The following is a 17109-nucleotide window of genomic DNA, read 5'->3' as shown; positions in this document are numbered from 1 at the left end:
CTATACGCCGCCTGGATGGCGCTCGGCCATGTAGCGGCCGGGCGAGGCGCCCAGCGCCTTGCGGAACATGGTCACGAAGCTGGGCGTGCTTTCGTATCCGAGGTCGGCGGCGACGCTCTGGATCGACGCGCCGGCCGCCAGCCACTTGACCGCCAGCACCACGCCAAGCTGTTGGCGCCAGCGCCCGAAGCTCATGCCGGTCTCCCGGTCGATCAGCCGCATCAGGGTGCGTTCGCTCATGCCGGCGCGCTTGGCCCAGCCGCCCAGGCTGCCCCGCTCCGCCGGATTGGCCATCATCTCGTCTACGATCCTGCGCAGTCGCGGATCGCTGGGCATCGGCAGATGCAGGTCCTCGACCTGCGCGGCCGCCACTTCGTCGAGCAGCACCGACACCAGGCGCGAATTGGGGCCGCCTTCCTCGTACAGGTAGGGCAGGTGGGCGGCGCGGGTCAGAAGCTCGCGCAGCAGCGGCGTCACCGACAGCGCGCAGCACGTCGCGGGCAGCTCCGCGCCGACCCGCGGGTCGATGAAGGCGTTGTAGCCCTCCAGCGCGCCGCTGGCCTTGATGGAATGCAGAGCGCCGCCCGGGATCCAGATCGCGCTGCGGGGCGGCACCACCCAGAGGCCGCCCTCGACCTCGCAGCTCAACGCGCCGCGCTGCACAAGGATGATCTGGCCTTTGCGGTGCGTGTGGAGGTCCAGCTCGATGTCGCCGACCTCGTCCATCATCGCGCCGAACACGACGATCGGCCGGGGCGTTTCGTCGGGATCGATCCAGTCGGCCTTGGCCGTCAGGTCGCCGATGATCGGCAAGGCGCGCTCCGAATCCGTTGGTGGCGGGATCTGATAATAATATGGCGTTCCTTCGGAATGACGCCACCTCGGCTTCTGGCTATCCGATCGTTCGCAGCAGGTCGAGATCGCGTCGGCTTGGCGTTTCGAGAAGGAGCGGCCCCGCCATGACGATCAACCCACGCACGGAAGCGTCGCCGGGCGGCTTCGGCCGGGCCTTGATCCGTCTGATGATGCGGCCCGCCTGGGTCGCCTCCTGCGAACTGTTCGGCGACCGCTTTCGGCTCGTCACGCTGGAGGGCGTGGCGCTGCGGGGCATTTGCTGGACGCCCGGCCAGAAGATCCAGGTCGCCATGGGCTCGGCTTTCCTGGCGCGCACCTACACGCCGATGACTTGGGACGCCGTTGAGGGCCGAACCCGCTTTCTCGGCTACGCCCACGGCGAGGGGCCGGGTAGCGACTGGCTGCGGTCGCTCAGGCCCGGCGCGCCATGCGACCTCTTCGGTCCGAGGCCGTCCTTGAGCGCCGAGAAGCTGTCCGGGCCGCTGGTGGTGTTCGGCGACGAGACCTCGTTCGGGCTGGCCGGCGCGCTGGCCGCCCAGGATCCCGCGCGAAGCCTCGCCTGCGTGTTCGAGGTCACCGACCTGGAAGAAGCAGGCGCGGTGTTGGAGCCGCTGGGGCTGTCACGGGCCGCCTTGTTCAGGAAGCGGGGCGACGACGCGCATCTCGACACGGTCGGCGAGGCCCTGTCCTCGCTGGCCAGGGCCGGAGCGTCGTTCGTCCTGACCGGCAGGGCCGCCGCGATCCAGAGGCTGCGACTGGAGCTGAAGCGACAAGCGGTCGCGCCGGGCCGCATCGTGACCAAGGCCTACTGGGCCCAGGGCAAGACGGGGCTGGACTGATGTCGATCACCTGGCGAACCGTCGGGCTCTTCCGCGCGGATCCTGGCGCGCGACGGAGCGTCCGCCGCGAAGGCGGGCAGGGGCCTATGTCGGATTCGGAATCGATTCCGTCAGGTCCTCGAACGCCCCGACTTCCAGTCCGGCCGTCTCCTTGCGGGTGAGCACCCGGGTCTCGTACTCGCGACCGACGAACACCCGGATCCCGCGATAGCGCTGGCCGCGAACGGCCGAGACGGTCTCTGTCCGGATCTGCGTGCCGTACAGCCGCGCGTTCAGATAGAGCAGGCCCGGCCGCAGGTCGTCGTCGCCCTTGGTCACGGCCTCGGCGGCCATGTCGTCGAGCAGGCGGTCGATCTCTTCCTTGGTCACGCCTCGCCCTTGGTCCGGTCCCAGCTGTCGTACTCGTAGGCGATGCAGCGGTCGATCAGCGTGCGCCACACCGGTTCGGCGATGGCTTCCGACAGGCCGGCCTCGCGGGCCGCGGCCTTGACCTTGTCGACCACGTCCTCGATGCGGGCGCGGTCGAACACCTTGGAGCGGTCAGCCTTGATGCGGGCGGCGGCGTCCATGTAGCCCTGGCGCTCGGTCAGCAGGGCGACCAGCGCCCGGTCCAGAGCGTCCACGCCCTGGCGGACGTCGAGCATGGTCTGGCAGTCGGCGGGGGCGAGGCGCTCGTCGACGGTAAGAGTCGTCTTGATCATGCGCCCCTTTAAGCCGGTTTGGCTGCGCCGTTCCAGCCTAGATGCCGGCCCCCTAAATGCCGGCCCCATTGTCGATGGTCAGCAGGGCGGCTTCGTGGGCGGCGGCCTCGTCCTTCAGCCAGCCGACGAAGGCCTTCACCTGCGGCAGGCGACCCTTGGCCTTGGGGTGGACGACGTAATAGGCGAAGTCGACCGAGGTGGCGATGTCGAACGGGATCACCAGGCGGCCGGCGTCGAGGTCGGCCTGGGCCAGGGTGCGCTTGGCCAAGGCGATGCCGCGGCCGTTGGCGGCGGCCTCGATCACCAGGCTCGACTGGTTGAAGCGCGGCCCGCGCGCGCCGTCGACGCCCTTGATGCCGCGCGCCGCCAGCCACATGGCCCAGTCCGGGCACGAATCGTCGGCGTCCGGCGAGCCGTCGTGCAGCAGGATGTGGCGCGACAGATCCTCTGGCGATTCCAGCGGGTTGTCGGCCAGAAGCTCGGGGCTGGCGACGGGCACCACGGTCTCGTTCAGCAGGCGCGTGACTTCCAGGCCCGGATAGCGGCCCGAGCCGTAGCGGATGGCCAGGTCGACCTCGCCGGCGGCGAAGTCGACGACCTCCATGCCGGCCGAAAGCCAGACGTCGACCTGCGGCTGGGCCTGCTCGAACTTGCCCAGGCGCGGAACCAGCCACTTGGCGGCGAACGAGGGGGCGGCGGTCAGGGTCAGGCGGCGGCCGTCGACGGCGGCGGTCAGCAGGGAGGCGGCCTCGGCCAGGCGGTCGAAGGCCTCGCGCAGGGCGGGCAGGGCGGTCTGGGCCGCGTCGGTCAGCAGCAGGCCCTTGGGCGTGCGCTTGAACAAGGCCGCGCCGACATAGTCCTCGAGATTCTGGATCTGCTGGCTCACGGCGCCCGGCGTCACCGACAGTTCGTCGGCGGCGCGGCTGAAGTTCAGGTGGCGCGCGGCCGCTTCGAACGCCCGCAGGGCGTTCAGAGGCGGAAGGCGGCGCCGTTCGGTCTGTCGTTCCATGAGTTTTACTGAACGCCCCGGCAGAAGTCCTTGTTTGCGAATTGGCCTGCCCGCGACCAGTTTGCAAGCGTTCGCTGATGGATTGGCCCTTTTCATCGGCGAGCGAGAGGCGGGGCGAGCCCTAGGGTTCGTCCCGCATTTCGTTTGAGTTTCACGGCGGGGCCGGCTAGGCCCGCGCCGCTTTCGCGCGTCCATCGCGCTCTATTAGAGGACCTGGGATGGCGTCTCCGCCGGACCGCACCGTCGCCAATCGTCTCGTCGCGCTCAGCGGCGGCGAGGCCGTGCGCGCCGTGGGGCGCGTGACCCTGGTGGGCGCTGGTCCCGGCGATCCCGACCTGCTGACGATCAAGGCGCTGAAGGCCCTGCAGGCCGCCGACGTGCTGGTGCACGACGGTCTGGTGTCGGCCGAGATTCTCGACCTGGCGCCTCAGGCCCGTCGCATCGACGTGGCCAAGCGCAAGTCGCGCCACACCCTGCCTCAGGACGACATCAACCAGCTGCTGGTGGCGCTGGCCCGCGAAGGCCTGGAGGTCGTGCGCCTGAAGGGCGGTGATCCGTTCCTGTTCGGCCGCGGCGGCGAAGAGCTGTCGGCCTGCCGTGAAGCGGGCATCGACTGCGCCGTGGTGCCCGGCGTCACCGCCGCCCTGGCCGCCAGCGCCGGCGCCGGCGCGCCCTTGACCCATCGCGGCAGCGCCCAGGCCGTCACCTTCGTCACCGGCCACGCCGCGCATGGCGAGCCGGACCTGGACTGGGCTGCACTGGCGCGTCCCAACCAGACCGTCGTCGTCTACATGGGCGTTTCGACCGCCGGCTTCATCGCCCAGCGCCTGACGGCCGCTGGCCGCGCCGGTTCGACCCCGGCCCTGGTCGTCGAGAACGCCAGCCGGTCCGACGAACGCCGCATCCTGACCACCCTGGCCGGTCTGGCCAGCGCCGCGGAAGGCCTGAAGGGGCCGGCTCTGCTGATGGTCGGCGAGGCAATGGCCATGGCCGACATCAAAGTTCCCGGCGACGCCGCAACCGTCGCCGTCTTCGAAGTTCAAAACGTGAGTTCGGGCCAATGAAAGCCGTGACCGCCAATCGCCTGATCGATGGGGAGGTCGTCTTCTGGAAGGAAGGCGCTTGGGTGGACGGCTTCGGCGACGCCCAACTGTTCGACGACGCCCAGGGCGAGGCCGTCGAAGCGGCCGTGGCCGCCGGCAAGGCCGCCCCGACCGTGATCGTCGATCCCTACCCGATCGACCTCGTCACCGTCGAAGGCCTTGGCCTGGCGCCTGTCAGCTATCGCGAACGCATTCGCGCGCTGGGTCCCACGAACGAGCTTCTCCACGGCAAGCAGGCCGAAGGCGGCGCCGTCGTCGAGGCCATCCGTCACGCTTCCGGCGCCGCCCGCTCCACGGGCCGTGTCGACCTGATCCGCCGCAAGTAGGCCGAACCATGTATCAGTACGACGTCATCGACCGCGAATTCCTGACGGATCGCTCCAACGAGTTCCGCCATCAGGTCACGCGCCGCCTGGCCGGCGAGCTGACCGAGGACCAGTTCAAGCCGCTGCGCCTGATGAACGGCCTCTATCTGCAGCTCCACGCCTACATGCTGCGAGTGGCCATTCCCTACGGCTCGCTCAATTCCCGCCAGGCCCGCCGCCTGGCCTGGGTCGCCCGCACCTATGACAAGGGCTACGGGCACATGACCACGCGTCAGAACGTCCAGTTCAACTGGATCAAGCTGAAGGACGCGCCGGATATCCTGGACGCCCTGGCCGAGGTCGACCTGCACGCCATCCAGACCAGCGGCAACTGCATCCGCAACACCACGGCCGATCCCTATGCCGGGGCCACCGCCGAGGAGATCGACGATCCGCGCGTGTGGTCGGAGGTCATCCGCCAGTGGTCGACCCTGCATCCGGAATTCTCGTTCCTGCCGCGCAAGTTCAAGATCGCCATCACCGGCGCCCTGACCGACCGCGCGGCGGTGAAGGTGCACGACATCGGCCTGATCCTGCGCCGGGCCCGTGACGGCTCGCTGGGCTTCGAGGTCATCGTCGGCGGCGGGCAGGGGCGCACCCCCTATGTCGGCCCGACGATCAAGCATCACCTGCCCGTCGGCAGCCTGCTGAGCTACCTGGAAGCCGTGCTGCGCGTCTACAACCGCCACGGCCGCCGCGACAACATCTACAAGGCCCGCATCAAGATCCTGGTCGCCGCCCTCGGCGCCGAGGAGTTCGGCCGTCAGGTCGAAGAAGAGTGGGCCAAGATCGATCAGGGCCGCGCCGATCTCGGCGACGAGGAGCTGGCGCGCATCCGCGGCGCCTTCGCCCAGACGCCGTTCGAGACCCTGCCGGCGCGCTCGGAAGCGTTCGAGGCCGCCAAGGCCGCCAGCCCGGCCCTGGCCCGCTTCGTGCGCAACAACGTCAAGCCGCACAAGAAGCCGGGCTACGCCATCGTCGAGGTCTCGCTGAAGGCCGTCGGCCAGACGCCGGGCGACGCCACGGCCGACCAGCTGGACGTCGCGGCGGATCTGGCCGAACGCTACAGCCTGGACGACCTGCGCGTGACCCACGCCCAGAACCTCGTCCTGCCGCACGTCAAGCTCGACGACCTGCCCGCCGTTCACGCCGCGCTGGAAGCCGCCGGCCTAGCCACGGCGAACATCGACCTGATCTCCGACATCATCGCCTGCCCGGGCCTGGACTACTGCGCGCTGGCCAACGCCCGCGCCATCCCGATCGCCCAGGACATCGCCAGGACCTTCGCCGACCCGGACCGGGCCGAGACGGTGGGAGAGCTGAAGATCAAGATCAGCGGCTGCATCAACGCCTGCGGTCACCATCACGTGGCCCACATCGGCATCCTGGGCGTCGACAAGAAGGGCGAGGAATTCTACCAGCTCTCGCTGGGCGGTTCGGGCGCGGAAGACGCCTCGATCGGCAAGATTCTCGGCCCGGCGCTGCCGGCCGACAAGGTCGCGCCCGCCATCGACACCCTGGTCGACACCTATCTGGCCGCGCGCCAGGGCGAGGAACGCTTCCTCGACACCTATCGCCGCGTCGGCCTCGAGCCCTTCAAGGAAGCTGTCTATGCCCAAGCTGATTAAGCTCGCGGGCCCCCAGGGCGAACAACAAGCCCAGTGGGCTGACGACGTTTTCGTCAACGTGACCGACGAGGACGCCATCCCCGAAGCCGGCGACGTCATCCTGTCGCTGACGCGTTTCCAGGCCGAAGGCGACACGCTGCTGTCGTCCAACAGCCGCCGTGTGGGCGTGCGCATCGAGCCGGCCGAGGAGGTCGAGGCCCTGGCCTACGATCTGCCGCGCATCTCGGTGGTGGCCCTGGCCTTCCCGAAGTACCGCGACGGCCGCGCCTACACCTCGGCCCGCCTGCTGCGCGAGCGCTTCAAGTACGAGGGCGAGGTCCGGGCCGTGGGCGACGTGCTGCAGGAACAGGCGGGCTTCATGGTCCGCTGCGGCTTCGACGCGTTCGAGCCCAACGACGGCGCCACGCCGGAGGCTTGGAGCAAGGCGGCCAACCGCTTCCGCCACGTCTACCAGCGCGGCGCCGACGCTCGGGCGATCGCCGCCGACGAGCGCGCGCAGGCCCAAGCCAAGGAAGGCGCGCTCTGATGGCCTATGACCAGACCGACGCCGCGCCGACCCTGGCGGCGCGGCTGGACGCCGAACTGCGCGACGCCCATCCGCTGACCATCCTGCGCAAGGCCTACGAGACCTTCGGCGACAAGCTGGCCCTGGTCAGTTCGTTCGGCGCGGAGTCGGCGGTGCTGCTGCACCTGGCCTCGCAGGTGTCGAAAGACATCCCGGTGCTGTTCCTCGACACCGGCATGCTGTTCGGCCAGACGCTGGACTATCGCAAGAGCCTGGCCGCTAGCCTGGGCCTGACCGACGTGCGCGACCTGCGCCCGGCCTTCGCCGACCTGGCGGTGCAGGATCCCAAGTCGGACCTCTGGCGCACCGACACCGACGCCTGCTGTCACATTCGCAAGGTGCTGCCGCTGGACCGCGCGCTGGAGGGCTTCACCGCCTGGTGCACGGGCCGCAAACGCTTCCACGGCGGCGACCGGCTGCGGCTGGCCGTGGTCGAGCAGGCCGACGGCCAGATCAAGTTCAATCCGCTGGCCAACTGGAGCAAGGCCGAGCTCGACGCCTACGCGGCCGAGCACCAGCTGCCCGCTCACCCGCTGGTCGCCCAAGGCTTCCCGTCGCTCGGCTGCTGGCCGTGCACCAAGCCGGTCGACGATCCCAACGCCGACGTCCGCGCCGGCCGCTGGCAGGGCCAGGACAAGACCGAGTGCGGCATCCACGTGGCCCGCGCGCCCGGCGCCGCTCCGAACGTCGGCGGCGACATCTAGTCGGGCCTGGTGGTCAGGTCTGGGACGAGAACCCCTTGCGGGTCATCTTGCCCCAGCCCTGCGCGCCGGTCAGGAACTGCCACGTGCCGCGCAGCCGCCAGAAGTTGTTGATCTGGCGATAGCCGAAGTTTTCTAGGATCGCCGCGCCCATCAGCACGGCCAGGCTGCGGGCGTTGGGAAAGCGGCGCAGTTCCGTCTCTTCCAGCGCCAGCGCGCCCACGCTGATGACGATGCCGAAGCCGAAAGTCACCGCCAGCAGGGCCCACAGGTACTCGATGTCGAGCACGCCCAGCAGCCAGAAGGCCGGGATCAGCACGTAGCCGAAGATCTCGATGATCGGTCCCAGGACGTCGACGACCAGGATGTGCCCGAAGCCGACAATGCCGATCCGGCCGTAGCGCGGGTTGAGGATCATGTCGCGGTGGCGGACGAAGGTCTCCAGCGCCCCGCGATGCCAGCGGGCGCGTTGGCGAGACAGGACGGCCATCGTCTCCGGCGCTTCGGTCCAGCACACCGGCTCGGGCGTGAAGGCGATGCGATAGGGCTTGCCCAGGCGCCGGTAGTGCTTGTGCAGCTTGACCACCAGCTCCATGTCCTCGCCGACCGTGCCATGGCTGTAGCCGCCGACGTCCAGCACCGCCTGGCGCCGGAACAGGCCGAAGGCGCCGGAGATGATGGTCAGGGCCGAGATCCGGCTCCAGGCCAGGCGGGCCATCAGGAAGGCGCGCAGGTACTCGATGGTCTGCAGGCGGGCCAGCATGTTCTTGGGAACGCCGACCTCGATCACCCGCCCGAACGATATCTTGCAGCCGTTGGCGATGCGGATCGTGCCGCCCACCGCCACCGTGCGCTCGGGATCCTCGACGAAGGGGGCGACGGCGCGCAGCAGCGCGTCCACCTCCAGCAGGCTGTCGGCGTCCATCGAGCAGACGATCGGCGAGCGCGACAGGTTGATGGCCGCGTTCAGGGCGTCGGCCTTGCCGCCGTTCTCCTTGTCGACCACCAGCAGGCGCGGCTGGTTGGCGGCGGCGTAGAGGCCGCGGATCCTCTGGCAGGACGCGGCCAGGTCGTAGTGGCGCTCGACCGGATGCAGCTCGAAGGCGTCGATCAGCACCTGCAGCGTCTCGTCCTTCGAGCCGTCGTTGACCACCACGACCTCGAAGTGCGGGTACTGCAGGGCCAGCAGCGACCTGACACTTTCCACGATGGTCAGCGCCTCGTTGTAGGCCGGCGCCATCAGGGTGATCGGCGGCGCGGCCTCGGCGTAGCGGCGCCACAGCAGGGCGGCCTGGTTGACCGGCGGCGCCTGCGCCAGGGCTCTGGCGGCCAGCAGCAGCTGGTAGAGATAGAGCGCGTTCTGGGCCAGGCCCGTGGCGATCACGGCCCAGGCGATGGTCTCGGCGAAGCGGACGACGCCCAGGGCAAGGGTTTCCAGCTCGGGCATGACTCAGCCCCCTTCGGCCAGGGCGCGCTCTGCCGCCCGCTGGGCGACGGGACGCGCGTCGTCGGACGCGGCGGCTTCCAGCAGGGCCCTACCGGCCTTGCCCAGTCGGCCCAGGGCGTCGCCCGCCCGAAAGCGCACCCACCACTCTGGATCGTCGAGCAGGGCGGCGATCGCGGGCGCCAGGCGAACCAGGCCCGCGGCGCCGATCGCTTCGGCGCCGGCCGAGCGCACCGGCCAGGCCGGGTCGGCCAGGGCCCCGGCCAGGGTGTCGGCGGCGGAGGGATGTTGCAGACGCCCGAGGCCCCGTACCGCGGCCGTGCGCACGTCGGGATCCGCGTCCGCCGCCGCGGCGGCGAGCGCAGGCACGGCCTGGTAGGCGCCCGAGCGGCCGAGCGCGTCCAGGAGCACGGCCCGCATCAGCGGCGACAGGTCCTGGCGACGAAGGGCCAGCAAGCCGTCGGCGGGGGAACTGGCCACGGCCTGGCGCATCACCTCGGCATAGACCCGGGAAGGCGTCAGCTCGCCCGCGCCCACATAGTCCAGCAGGCGTGAGGGCGTCGGCGGCGCGCCGGCGTCGGCCAGGCCCTTGATCGCGGCCATGCGCACGTTCGGGTCCTTGGAGCGGATGGCTCGTCGCAGGGCGGCCTTGACCTCGTCGCCGCCCAGGGCGGCCAAGGCCTCGACGCTGGTCAGGCGTTCGTCGCGCGAGCCGTGAACGATACGTTCCTCGAGGGCCTGGATCAGGCCGAGCGACCTCAGCGCCCCCATGGCGCGTTCCTGATCGACGCCGCGTATCAGGCCCTGGAAGTCCAGGATCGCTTCGGCCAGCACCTCTGGCTTGCGTACGAAGGGAGAAAGCGCCTCGGCGGCTTCCGTCTGGCCGCGCAGCAGGCCGGAGAGAGCCTGGATGATCAGCTTTCGATCGGTCGACCGGTCGCTCGCCCGGCTCTCCTTCATCAGGCGCGCGACGATCAGGCCGGTCATCCAGGTCAGCGCCGCGCCGATCAGGACGAGGGCGGTCGCCCAGATCAGCGTCAGCGACGACATCTAGAACCGTCGCGTGACGGCGACCCCGACCTCGTCGCGGTCGTAGGCCGTGCGCTTCTCGTGCGCCCCGACCACCTGCACCGTCCAGCGGGCCGTAAGGTCGTAGGCGACGCCGCCCGATATCGCTTCCACGGGCACGGTCGCGCCGTCGGCGCTCTCGGGGGCGTCGGCATAGCCCAGGCGCAAGCGCAGACGCTGGGTCGCCGACCACTCGCCATTGAGCGTGTAGCCGGACTGACGCCCGCCGCGTTCGTCTTCGGTGTTGATGGAGCGGACGGTCAGCGACGCCGGTCCGGCCGCCAGGGTCAGGTAGGGCTGCAGGCTCTTGACCTCGCCGACGGCGTAGCGCGACCACACCGCATCGAGACCCAGCCGGACGCGGCGCTGGCCTTGCGTGAGCAAGCCGACTGAGCCGCCGGCGCGGACCGAAAGTTCGGGGCGATAGTCGGCGTCGGGCGCGCCGCCGACCGCGACGAAGCCGTCCAGGCGCGAGCCGAACCTGCGGGCGGCCAGCGCCTCGGCATAGGTGTCGGAGACGCCGAACCGCCTGGTGTGCTCCACCGACCCGCCCAGGGTGGTGTCTGGATCGACCCGCCGCGACAGGGCCAGGGTCGCCGAACTCCAGTGGCCCAGGTCCTTGGTAAGTTCGCTGCGCGCATAGGCCAGGTCCAGACGCCAGGTCGGTTCGCCAGGCATGGCCTCGGTGGCGGCGATCTGCTGGCGCAGGGCGCGGGCCTCAGGGTCGTCCGGCGCGCCGGCCAGCAGCGGCGCCAGGCGCCTGCGCGCCAGTTCCGGGCGGCCGGCGAACAGCGCCGACCTGGCATAGGCGATGCGGGCGTCGCGGTAGTCCGGCGCGAGGGCCAGGGTGATCTCGAACGCGCGGTCTGCCTCGGCGTAGCGCTGGACGGCCATGCGCGACAGGCCAAGGTTCAGCCAGACGTCCGGATCCTTGGGGCGTTGCTTGGAAAGGAGGTCGAAGGCGGCGATCGCCTCGGCGGTGAGCCCTGATTGGCGGGCCTGGAACGCCGCGGCATAGGCCGGATCGGCCGCCTCCGGCGCCTGGACCGCCACGGCCTCGATCATGCGGCCACCGGAGCGATGCGGAACAGGCGCGCCAGAAGTTCGTCGGGGTCGAAGGGCTTGGGCAGGTAGTCGGCCGCGCCCAGGTTCAGGGCGGTGACGATGTCGTTGCGGCCCTTGAGAGCGGTCAGCATGACCACGGGAATGTCGCGCAGGGCGTCGTCGCCCTTCATGCGGCGCAGCACCTCGAAGCCGTCGATGATCGGCATCATGCCGTCCAGCACGACGACCTGCGGCCGCGCGGTGCGAGCGGCCTCGAGCACGGCACGTCCGTCCTCGAACACGCTGACCTCGTACCCGGCCGTGGTGAGCTTGTGCTCGAGGATTTCCCGGAGCAGGGCGTCATCGTCGGCGATGAGGACCGAAGGCGAGGACGCTAGGTTACTTTCTGATCGCCTGGACACAGTTCCTCACCTGCAAGCTGGGCTTCAAGAGAGTCGCGACGCCAATCGAGAGTGGTGCAGAACGGTCCGGGAAACCAGCGCGAACATCGCGTTCTTGGTTAACTTCCCGACATTGCGCGCATGCGGCGAAACGGCCGCTCGCGCGGCCGTGTCCAATGTTCGAATTGTCTAGGGGAAGAGCTCGCCGCTTATTCCGGCGGGCAGCCCTTGAACTCGCCGACCTTTGTCACCGAGAGGTGCGTGAGGTTCAGGCCCGCCAGCGGCTTCATCGAGCCGGCGCCCTGGCCGCTGAACATGTCGATCTTGTTGCCCTTGATCGCGCCGCCGATGTCGGAGGCGTACCAGTAGCCGTCGTGGGTCTCGCCGTTGGGCATCGGCAGGCCGACGGTCTCCTTGATGAAGACGATGGTGCGGCGGGGGATCACCTTGGTGTCCACGGCCAGGGTGCGCATCGCCACGACCTTGCAGCCCAGGCTGTCGAGGGCGCGGATGCCCTTGGCGCCGGCGTGGTACAGGGTGGCCTTCATCTTGTATTCGATGGAGCCGGGGATCGAGCCGGTCAGAGCCCCAGCGATCAGTTCGCCCAGGGGATCGGAGGCGCGTTCGGAGTCGGGGCCCGCGGCGGCGGGAAGAGCGGCGAACATGGCCATGAAGGCCAAAATTCCGGCGAGCGTGCGTCGCATCGAGGGGGTCCTCTTATCGGCGTATCTGTCGGTTCGGCGGTCTCCTTAAGCCGATCACGGCTCCGTGACAACCCGCTTAAAGTCGCCCGATTAGGGCGGAATCGGACGAAAACCTCTGGTGAAGCTCGGAACTCGGGTGAAAATTCAATCGTTTAGCGCGCCATTTAAAAAGTGGGGAAGGGCGACGGAATGACGCTGCGGATCTTCGGCGACGGCAAGTCGGGCAATTGCCTGAAGGTGAAATGGACCGCCCAGCGCCTGAGTCTGCCGTTCGAGTGGATCGAGGTCGACATTCTCAAGGGCGAGTCCCGCACCGCCGAATTCCTCGCCTTGAACCCGGCTGGCCAGGTGCCGGCGGTGATCCTGGAGGACGGCCGCGCGCTGGCCCAGTCCAACGCCATCATGCTGCATCTGGCCGAGGGCTCGGTGCTGATCCCGACCGACCCCTACCTCAAGGCCAAGGTCTACGAGTGGCTGTTCTGGGAGCAGTACAGCCACGAACCCTACGTCGCGGTGGCCAGGTTCCAGGTCGCCTACATGGGCAAGCCGGTGGAAAGCCTGGACGGCAAGCTGGTCGAGCGCGGCCACGCCGCCTTGGCCCGCCTCGAAAACGGGCTTCTGGACAGCGGCTTCCTGGTCGGCGATCGCCTGACCCTGGCGGACATCGCGCTGGTGGCCTACACCCGTGTCGCCCACGAGGGCGGTTTCGATCTGGCGCGCTATCCGGCCGTGAAGGCCTGGGTCGGACGCGTCGAGACGGCCCTCGGCATCGATTAAGTCTTCGGAGCGCGCATGAAGTCGCCGTCGTCCAGCCTGAAAGTTCTAGTCCTCGCCGCCGCCCTGGCCGCGCCGGCCCAGTCGGCCCTGGCCTGGGGCGCGTCCGGCCACCGGATGATCGGCGTGCTCGGCGCCTCGACCCTGCCCGAAGACGTGCCGGCCTTCGTGCGCAGCCCCTACGGCGTGGCCGCCATCGGCGAGTACGCCCGCGAGCCGGATCGCTGGAAGGGCTCGGGCAAGGTTCACGACCACGACCGCGACGCGGCCCACTTCCTCGACCTCGACGACGAGGGGCGGATGTTCGGCGGCCCGAAGTTCACCGTCGAGACCCTGCCGGCCACCCGCGCCGACTACGCCACGGCCCTGCGCGCCGTCGGCCAGGACGAGTGGAAGGCCGGCTACCTGCCCTACGCCATGATCGACGGCTATCAGCAGCTGGTGAAGGACTTCACCTACTGGCGCGTGCTGGTGGCGGCCGAGAAGCAGACCACCGACGCCCAGAAGAAGGCCTGGTACGCCGCCGACCTCAAGCGCCGCGAGGAGCTGCTGCTGCGCGACCTTGGCGTCTGGGCCCACTACATCGGCGACGGCAGCCAGCCGCTGCACATGAGCGTGCACTACAACGGCTGGGGCGACTATCCGAACCCCAACGGCTACACCCAGAGCCGGGGCACCCACGGCGCGTTCGAGGGTCCGCTGGTCAAGGCCGTGGCCAAGGACGACGAGGTCAAGGCGCTGATGCCGGCCCTGCGCGACTGCGCCTGCAGCTACGAGACCCGCATGGTCGGCTACCTGACCACCACCTGGAAGCTGACCGAGCCGCTGTACAAGCTGGAAAAGTCGGGCGGCATGGTCGCCACGGATCCGCGCGCCAAGGCCTTCGTCGACGAGCGGCTGGCCGCGGGCGCGGCCGAGCTGCGCGACATGGTCGCCATGGCCTGGAAGGCCAGCGCCGATGGCAAGATCGGCTATCGTCCCGAGATCAGCGTCGCCGACGTCGAAAGCGGCAAGGCCGATCCGTGGAACGACCTGTTCGGCAAGGACTGATCGCTTGATCGCGTTCTACGCCCCCGACGCGTCCCGCGAGTACCAGGACCGTCACGCCGCCTTCGGCATCGCCGAGGACGCGCGGGGGCTGATTGCGCTGGTGGAAGTGACCAAGCCCGGCAAGGCGCCTTACTTCGACCTGCCGGGCGGCGCCGTCGACGGCGAGGAGACCGAAAACCAGGCCCTGGTCCGCGAGTTCGGCGAGGAGACAGGCCTCGTCGTCGAGGTCGGCGCCCACGTGGTCGACGTCTCCCAGCCGTTCCTGAAGTCCGACGGTCAGCCGGTGCGGAACTATGGCGGGATCTACGCCGTCAAGCTGGCCGGCGAGCGTCCGGAGCTGAAGGTCGAGGACGACCACAGGCTGGTCTGGCTCGACCCCCGCGACGCCGTCGTCGCGCTGCGCCACGACGCCCACTCCTGGGCGGTCGCCGCGTGGATGCGCAAGGGCTAGTTCGACTTGGCCTTCAGCGCCGCCTTGGCTTCGCCCGGGGCGACCTGGTCGAACAGCATCGACAGGTGCTGGTCCTTGGCGTGATCGTTGTGCAGGTCCCAGGCCAGCGATATCGGCAGGCGCAGACGGCCGCCGTTCGGCAGCTTGGCCACCAGCACGCGCCAACTGAAGCCGTCGCCCGGATCGCCCAGCGGGCCGAACTCCAGCGGCGCCGGATCGCGCAGGCGGAAGGCGCGGTCGGCTTTGGCGGCGAACCAGGCCAGATCGTCGGCCGCGGTCGGGTCGGCGGAGGGCGAAACGATCTTGCCCTTGAGATTGCGGACCATGACGGCCTCCCAAGCATGAAAGCGCGGCTCTCTAGCACTATGCGCCGGGACTTCCCATGTCCAAGCCACGGGTTGGGCGCCTGAAACGCAATGAGGCTCGGGTGAGCAAGGAAAGGCCGATCAAGCGCGTGCGCGCCGACTGGAACGAGGTGGTCCTCGTCTGTCGCAAGTGCTCGCGCAAGCTCGACGGCGGCTTCGGCAAGGACGGCGGTACGAGCTTCGCCAAGGCTCTGCGCAAGGCCTCCGGCGGCGGCAAGGGTAAGGACCGCAAGGCGCCGCTGGCCGTCATCGAGGTCGACTGCTTCGACGTCTGCCCCAAGGACGCCGTGGTGGCGGTCAATGCATCCCGGCCTCGCGAGTGGGTGGTCGTGCCGCGCGGGGCGTCGATGGAGGCGGCCGTCGCTCGTCTGGGCCTCGCCGCCAACGACGCCGAAGCGGCCTGATGGCGAAGCCGGCCCGCGAGTCTGCTATCAGGCTCCGATGAGCCGAAAGCGCGCCGACATCCTGCTGGTCGAGAAGGGCCTGTTCGACAGCCGCGCCAAGGCGCGCGCCGCCATCGAGGCCGGCCGCGTCACGGTCGACGGCAAGGTCGTGGCCAAGGCCTCCGAAGCCATCGACGAAGCCGGCGATATCGTCGCCGAGGCCGCGCACCCCTGGGTAGGCCGGGGCGCGCTCAAGCTGGTGCGGGCGCTGGAGCTATGGCCCGTGCTCGTCGAGGGGCGCATCGCCGTAGACGTGGGCGCCTCCACGGGCGGCTTCACCGAAGTCCTGTTGGCGAAGGGCGCGACTCGCGTGCTGGCCGTCGACGTCGGGCGCGACCAGCTGCATCCGAGTCTCAAGGCCGACGCCCGCGTGGCGGACCTGTCGCCGCTGGACGCCCGCGCGCTGACCGCCGAGCACGCGCCCGGCGGCGTCGATCTGATCGTCACCGACGTCAGCTTCATCTCGCTGGAAAAGGCCCTGCCGGCCGCGCTGGCCCTGGCGGGGCCGGGCGCGGACCTCGTCGCGCTGGTCAAGCCGCAGTTCGAGGCCGGTCGCGAGAATGTCGGCAAGGGCGGCCTGGTGAAGGATCCCGAGATCATCGCTGCCTGCGTCGGTGCGGTCTCGACGTTCCTGGAGGCGTCCGGCTGGACGGTTCGCGACAGCGCCGACAGTCCCATCACCGGCGGCGAGGGCCAGGTCGAGAAACTGCTCTGGGCGGTAAAGGGGTAGAAAGACCGCTAGCGGCGCAGCGCCGCCAGCGCTCCCGGATAGCGCCGCGACAAGGGGGCCTCCGCCGCCCCCAACTCTACCGCGTAGTCTCCTGAACCTTCCGGGCGCAGTCCGGTCACCCGCGCGGCGTTGACCAGCCACGAGCGATGGGTGCGCAGGAAGCCGTGGGCGCCGAGCTCTCCCTCCAGCGCCGTCAGCGACGAACGCGTCAGCGGCCGCCTGCCGTCGGCCAGCAGGAACTCGGCGTAATTGCCGGCCGAGCGCACCGCCAGGATCTCGGCGACGGGCGTGCGCACCAGCCGCGCGCCGTCGCGAATGTCGAACATCGAGGCGGCCGGGGCGGGGGCGAGAGCCGTCGCCGGGGCCGGCGTTTCGGCCGCGACGTCGCGCGCCATCCGCGCCAGCAGCCAGAAGACCACGAAGGCCAGGACGTAGGCGATGACGTCCTTGCGCAGCTCGTACAGGAACTCCGGTCCGATCGGTCCGAAGTCGTAGCCTTCGTCGAGGATCAGGCGATGGGCGATCTTCCGCAGCACGACGAAGCCGGTCACGTGCAGGGTCGAATAGACCAGCAGGGCCAGGGCGTGGACGGGCAGGGCGCGCGGCAGCGACGGCCTCGTCCGGTGCGTCCAGAGGGCGACGGCGGCGGGCAGCAGCATGATGAACACCGTCACCAGGCCGCTGGAGACCTCCCAGATCGCCGGTCGCCAGGGGCCAAGCCGCGGCGCGTCGTGGATCAGGGTCAGGATGTTGATGACCGTGATGGCCGCGACGACGGCCAGGCCGCACAGCCAGCCGCGCATCAGCAGGCGACGCTCCACGCCGCTCATCCCCCAGCGGACGCCGTTCGTCCCCGCGCTGGCCGCGGC

At 69.7% G+C, this 17109-nt stretch carries 22 protein-coding genes; 11 read left to right on the top strand and 11 right to left on the bottom strand.

The features are described from left to right. The gene (locus C1707_RS19760; RefSeq protein ID WP_101715652.1) at nucleotides 1-813 is read right to left on the bottom strand and encodes an AraC family transcriptional regulator; all 813 of its coding nucleotides are present in this window, start codon (nucleotides 811-813) and stop codon (nucleotides 1-3) included. 146 nt (nucleotides 814-959) lie between these two features. Here C1707_RS19760 and C1707_RS19755 point away from each other — a divergent pair, with 146 nt between their 5' ends. After that, a complete protein-coding gene (locus C1707_RS19755) occupies nucleotides 960-1694 on the top strand; it encodes a siderophore-interacting protein (RefSeq protein ID WP_101715651.1) in 735 nt (244 codons plus the stop codon). Between the two features lie 84 nt (nucleotides 1695-1778). Here C1707_RS19755 and C1707_RS19750 read toward each other — a convergent pair whose 3' ends face one another. From C1707_RS19750 to gcvA, 3 genes are read right to left on the bottom strand one after another with little or no spacing between them, the layout of a single operon-like run. Beyond that, the gene (locus C1707_RS19750) at nucleotides 1779-2063 is read right to left on the bottom strand and encodes a hypothetical protein (RefSeq protein WP_101715650.1); all 285 of its coding nucleotides are present in this window, start codon (nucleotides 2061-2063) and stop codon (nucleotides 1779-1781) included. Continuing rightward, nucleotides 2060-2395, bottom strand: a complete 336-nt coding sequence (locus C1707_RS19745) for a chorismate mutase (protein WP_058348794.1) — start codon at nucleotides 2393-2395, stop codon at nucleotides 2060-2062. Before C1707_RS19745 ends, C1707_RS19750 begins: the two co-directional genes overlap by 4 nt. A 52-nt stretch (nucleotides 2396-2447) precedes the next feature. Further along, nucleotides 2448-3404 carry a transcriptional regulator GcvA gene (gene gcvA, locus C1707_RS19740; protein ID WP_058348795.1) on the bottom strand — a complete coding sequence of 319 codons (957 nt, stop codon included), beginning with the start codon at nucleotides 3402-3404 and terminating at the stop codon, nucleotides 2448-2450. Nucleotides 3405-3622: 218 nt separating this feature from the next. Between gcvA and cobA the strand changes: the two genes are divergently transcribed. Genes cobA through C1707_RS19715 form a run of 5 tightly spaced genes read left to right on the top strand, consistent with a single transcriptional unit; the run spans nucleotide 3623 to nucleotide 7769 of the window. Then, nucleotides 3623-4468, top strand: a complete 846-nt coding sequence (cobA, locus tag C1707_RS19735; RefSeq protein WP_101715649.1) for a uroporphyrinogen-III C-methyltransferase — start codon at nucleotides 3623-3625, stop codon at nucleotides 4466-4468. Continuing rightward, on the top strand, nucleotides 4465-4833 hold the full coding sequence (locus C1707_RS19730; RefSeq protein WP_101715648.1) for a DUF2849 domain-containing protein: 369 nt from the start codon (nucleotides 4465-4467) through the stop codon (nucleotides 4831-4833). The genes cobA and C1707_RS19730 overlap by 4 nt, the downstream gene beginning before the upstream one ends. An 8-nt stretch (nucleotides 4834-4841) precedes the next feature. Continuing rightward, nucleotides 4842-6500, top strand: coding sequence for a nitrite/sulfite reductase (locus tag C1707_RS19725; RefSeq protein ID WP_101715647.1), 1659 nt, complete (start codon nucleotides 4842-4844; stop codon nucleotides 6498-6500). Then, the gene (locus C1707_RS19720; RefSeq protein ID WP_101715646.1) at nucleotides 6484-7026 is read left to right on the top strand and encodes a DUF934 domain-containing protein; all 543 of its coding nucleotides are present in this window, start codon (nucleotides 6484-6486) and stop codon (nucleotides 7024-7026) included. The genes C1707_RS19725 and C1707_RS19720 overlap by 17 nt, the downstream gene beginning before the upstream one ends. Next, a complete protein-coding gene (locus C1707_RS19715) occupies nucleotides 7026-7769 on the top strand; it encodes a phosphoadenylyl-sulfate reductase (protein WP_101715645.1) in 744 nt (247 codons plus the stop codon). Before C1707_RS19720 ends, C1707_RS19715 begins: the two co-directional genes overlap by 1 nt. A gap of 13 nt (nucleotides 7770-7782) precedes the next feature. Here the strand turns inward: C1707_RS19715 and C1707_RS19710 are convergent, their stop codons facing one another. From C1707_RS19710 to C1707_RS19690, 5 genes are all read right to left on the bottom strand, one after another. Beyond that, nucleotides 7783-9213 carry a glycosyltransferase family 2 protein gene (locus C1707_RS19710; protein WP_101715644.1) on the bottom strand — a complete coding sequence of 477 codons (1431 nt, stop codon included), beginning with the start codon at nucleotides 9211-9213 and terminating at the stop codon, nucleotides 7783-7785. Between the two features lie 3 nt (nucleotides 9214-9216). Beyond that, nucleotides 9217-10260 carry a HEAT repeat domain-containing protein gene (locus C1707_RS19705; RefSeq protein WP_101715643.1) on the bottom strand — a complete coding sequence of 348 codons (1044 nt, stop codon included), beginning with the start codon at nucleotides 10258-10260 and terminating at the stop codon, nucleotides 9217-9219. Continuing rightward, on the bottom strand, nucleotides 10261-11343 hold the full coding sequence (locus C1707_RS19700) for a YaiO family outer membrane beta-barrel protein (RefSeq protein ID WP_101715642.1): 1083 nt from the start codon (nucleotides 11341-11343) through the stop codon (nucleotides 10261-10263). Then, complete coding sequence (locus C1707_RS19695; RefSeq protein WP_101715641.1) at nucleotides 11340-11744, bottom strand: response regulator transcription factor; 405 nt, start codon at nucleotides 11742-11744, stop codon at nucleotides 11340-11342. Before C1707_RS19695 ends, C1707_RS19700 begins: the two co-directional genes overlap by 4 nt. A 188-nt stretch (nucleotides 11745-11932) precedes the next feature. Continuing rightward, nucleotides 11933-12427: a 3D domain-containing protein gene (locus C1707_RS19690; RefSeq protein WP_101715640.1), complete on the bottom strand. Its 495-nt coding sequence runs from the start codon at nucleotides 12425-12427 to the stop codon at nucleotides 11933-11935. Between the two features lie 189 nt (nucleotides 12428-12616). On the opposite strand from C1707_RS19690, the gene C1707_RS19685 reads away from it, so the two are divergent. The 3 genes from C1707_RS19685 to C1707_RS19675 are packed head-to-tail and all read left to right on the top strand — an operon-like array spanning nucleotide 12617 to nucleotide 14702. After that, entirely contained in the window at nucleotides 12617-13204 is a 588-nt protein-coding gene (locus tag C1707_RS19685) for a glutathione S-transferase family protein (RefSeq protein ID WP_101715639.1), read from the top strand. Nucleotides 13205-13219: 15 nt separating this feature from the next. Then, nucleotides 13220-14251: a phospholipase C/P1 nuclease family protein gene (locus tag C1707_RS19680; RefSeq protein WP_101715638.1), complete on the top strand. Its 1032-nt coding sequence runs from the start codon at nucleotides 13220-13222 to the stop codon at nucleotides 14249-14251. A 4-nt stretch (nucleotides 14252-14255) separates the two neighbouring features. Beyond that, nucleotides 14256-14702, top strand: a complete 447-nt coding sequence (locus C1707_RS19675) for an NUDIX domain-containing protein (protein WP_164467413.1) — start codon at nucleotides 14256-14258, stop codon at nucleotides 14700-14702. On the opposite strand, the gene C1707_RS19670 is transcribed toward C1707_RS19675, so the two are convergent. After that, complete coding sequence (locus C1707_RS19670; RefSeq protein ID WP_101715636.1) at nucleotides 14699-15028, bottom strand: hypothetical protein; 330 nt, start codon at nucleotides 15026-15028, stop codon at nucleotides 14699-14701. The two genes, C1707_RS19675 and C1707_RS19670, sit on opposite strands and share 4 nt — an antisense overlap. A gap of 101 nt (nucleotides 15029-15129) precedes the next feature. On the opposite strand from C1707_RS19670, the gene C1707_RS19665 reads away from it, so the two are divergent. Further along, a complete protein-coding gene (locus C1707_RS19665; RefSeq protein ID WP_240633753.1) occupies nucleotides 15130-15471 on the top strand; it encodes a (2Fe-2S) ferredoxin domain-containing protein in 342 nt (113 codons plus the stop codon). Between the two features lie 37 nt (nucleotides 15472-15508). Further along, nucleotides 15509-16240, top strand: a complete 732-nt coding sequence (locus C1707_RS19660; RefSeq protein WP_101715635.1) for a TlyA family RNA methyltransferase — start codon at nucleotides 15509-15511, stop codon at nucleotides 16238-16240. An 8-nt stretch (nucleotides 16241-16248) separates the two neighbouring features. On the opposite strand, the gene C1707_RS19655 is transcribed toward C1707_RS19660, so the two are convergent. Then, nucleotides 16249-17070: a LytTR family DNA-binding domain-containing protein gene (locus C1707_RS19655; RefSeq protein ID WP_101715634.1), complete on the bottom strand. Its 822-nt coding sequence runs from the start codon at nucleotides 17068-17070 to the stop codon at nucleotides 16249-16251. Between the last annotated feature and the right edge of the window lie 39 nt (nucleotides 17071-17109).

Source organism: Caulobacter flavus (assembly GCF_003722335.1).
Lineage (GTDB): Bacteria > Pseudomonadota > Alphaproteobacteria > Caulobacterales > Caulobacteraceae > Caulobacter > Caulobacter flavus.
Note: the sequence above shows the minus strand (reverse complement) of the source record. Positions and strands in the feature narration are given on the sequence as shown.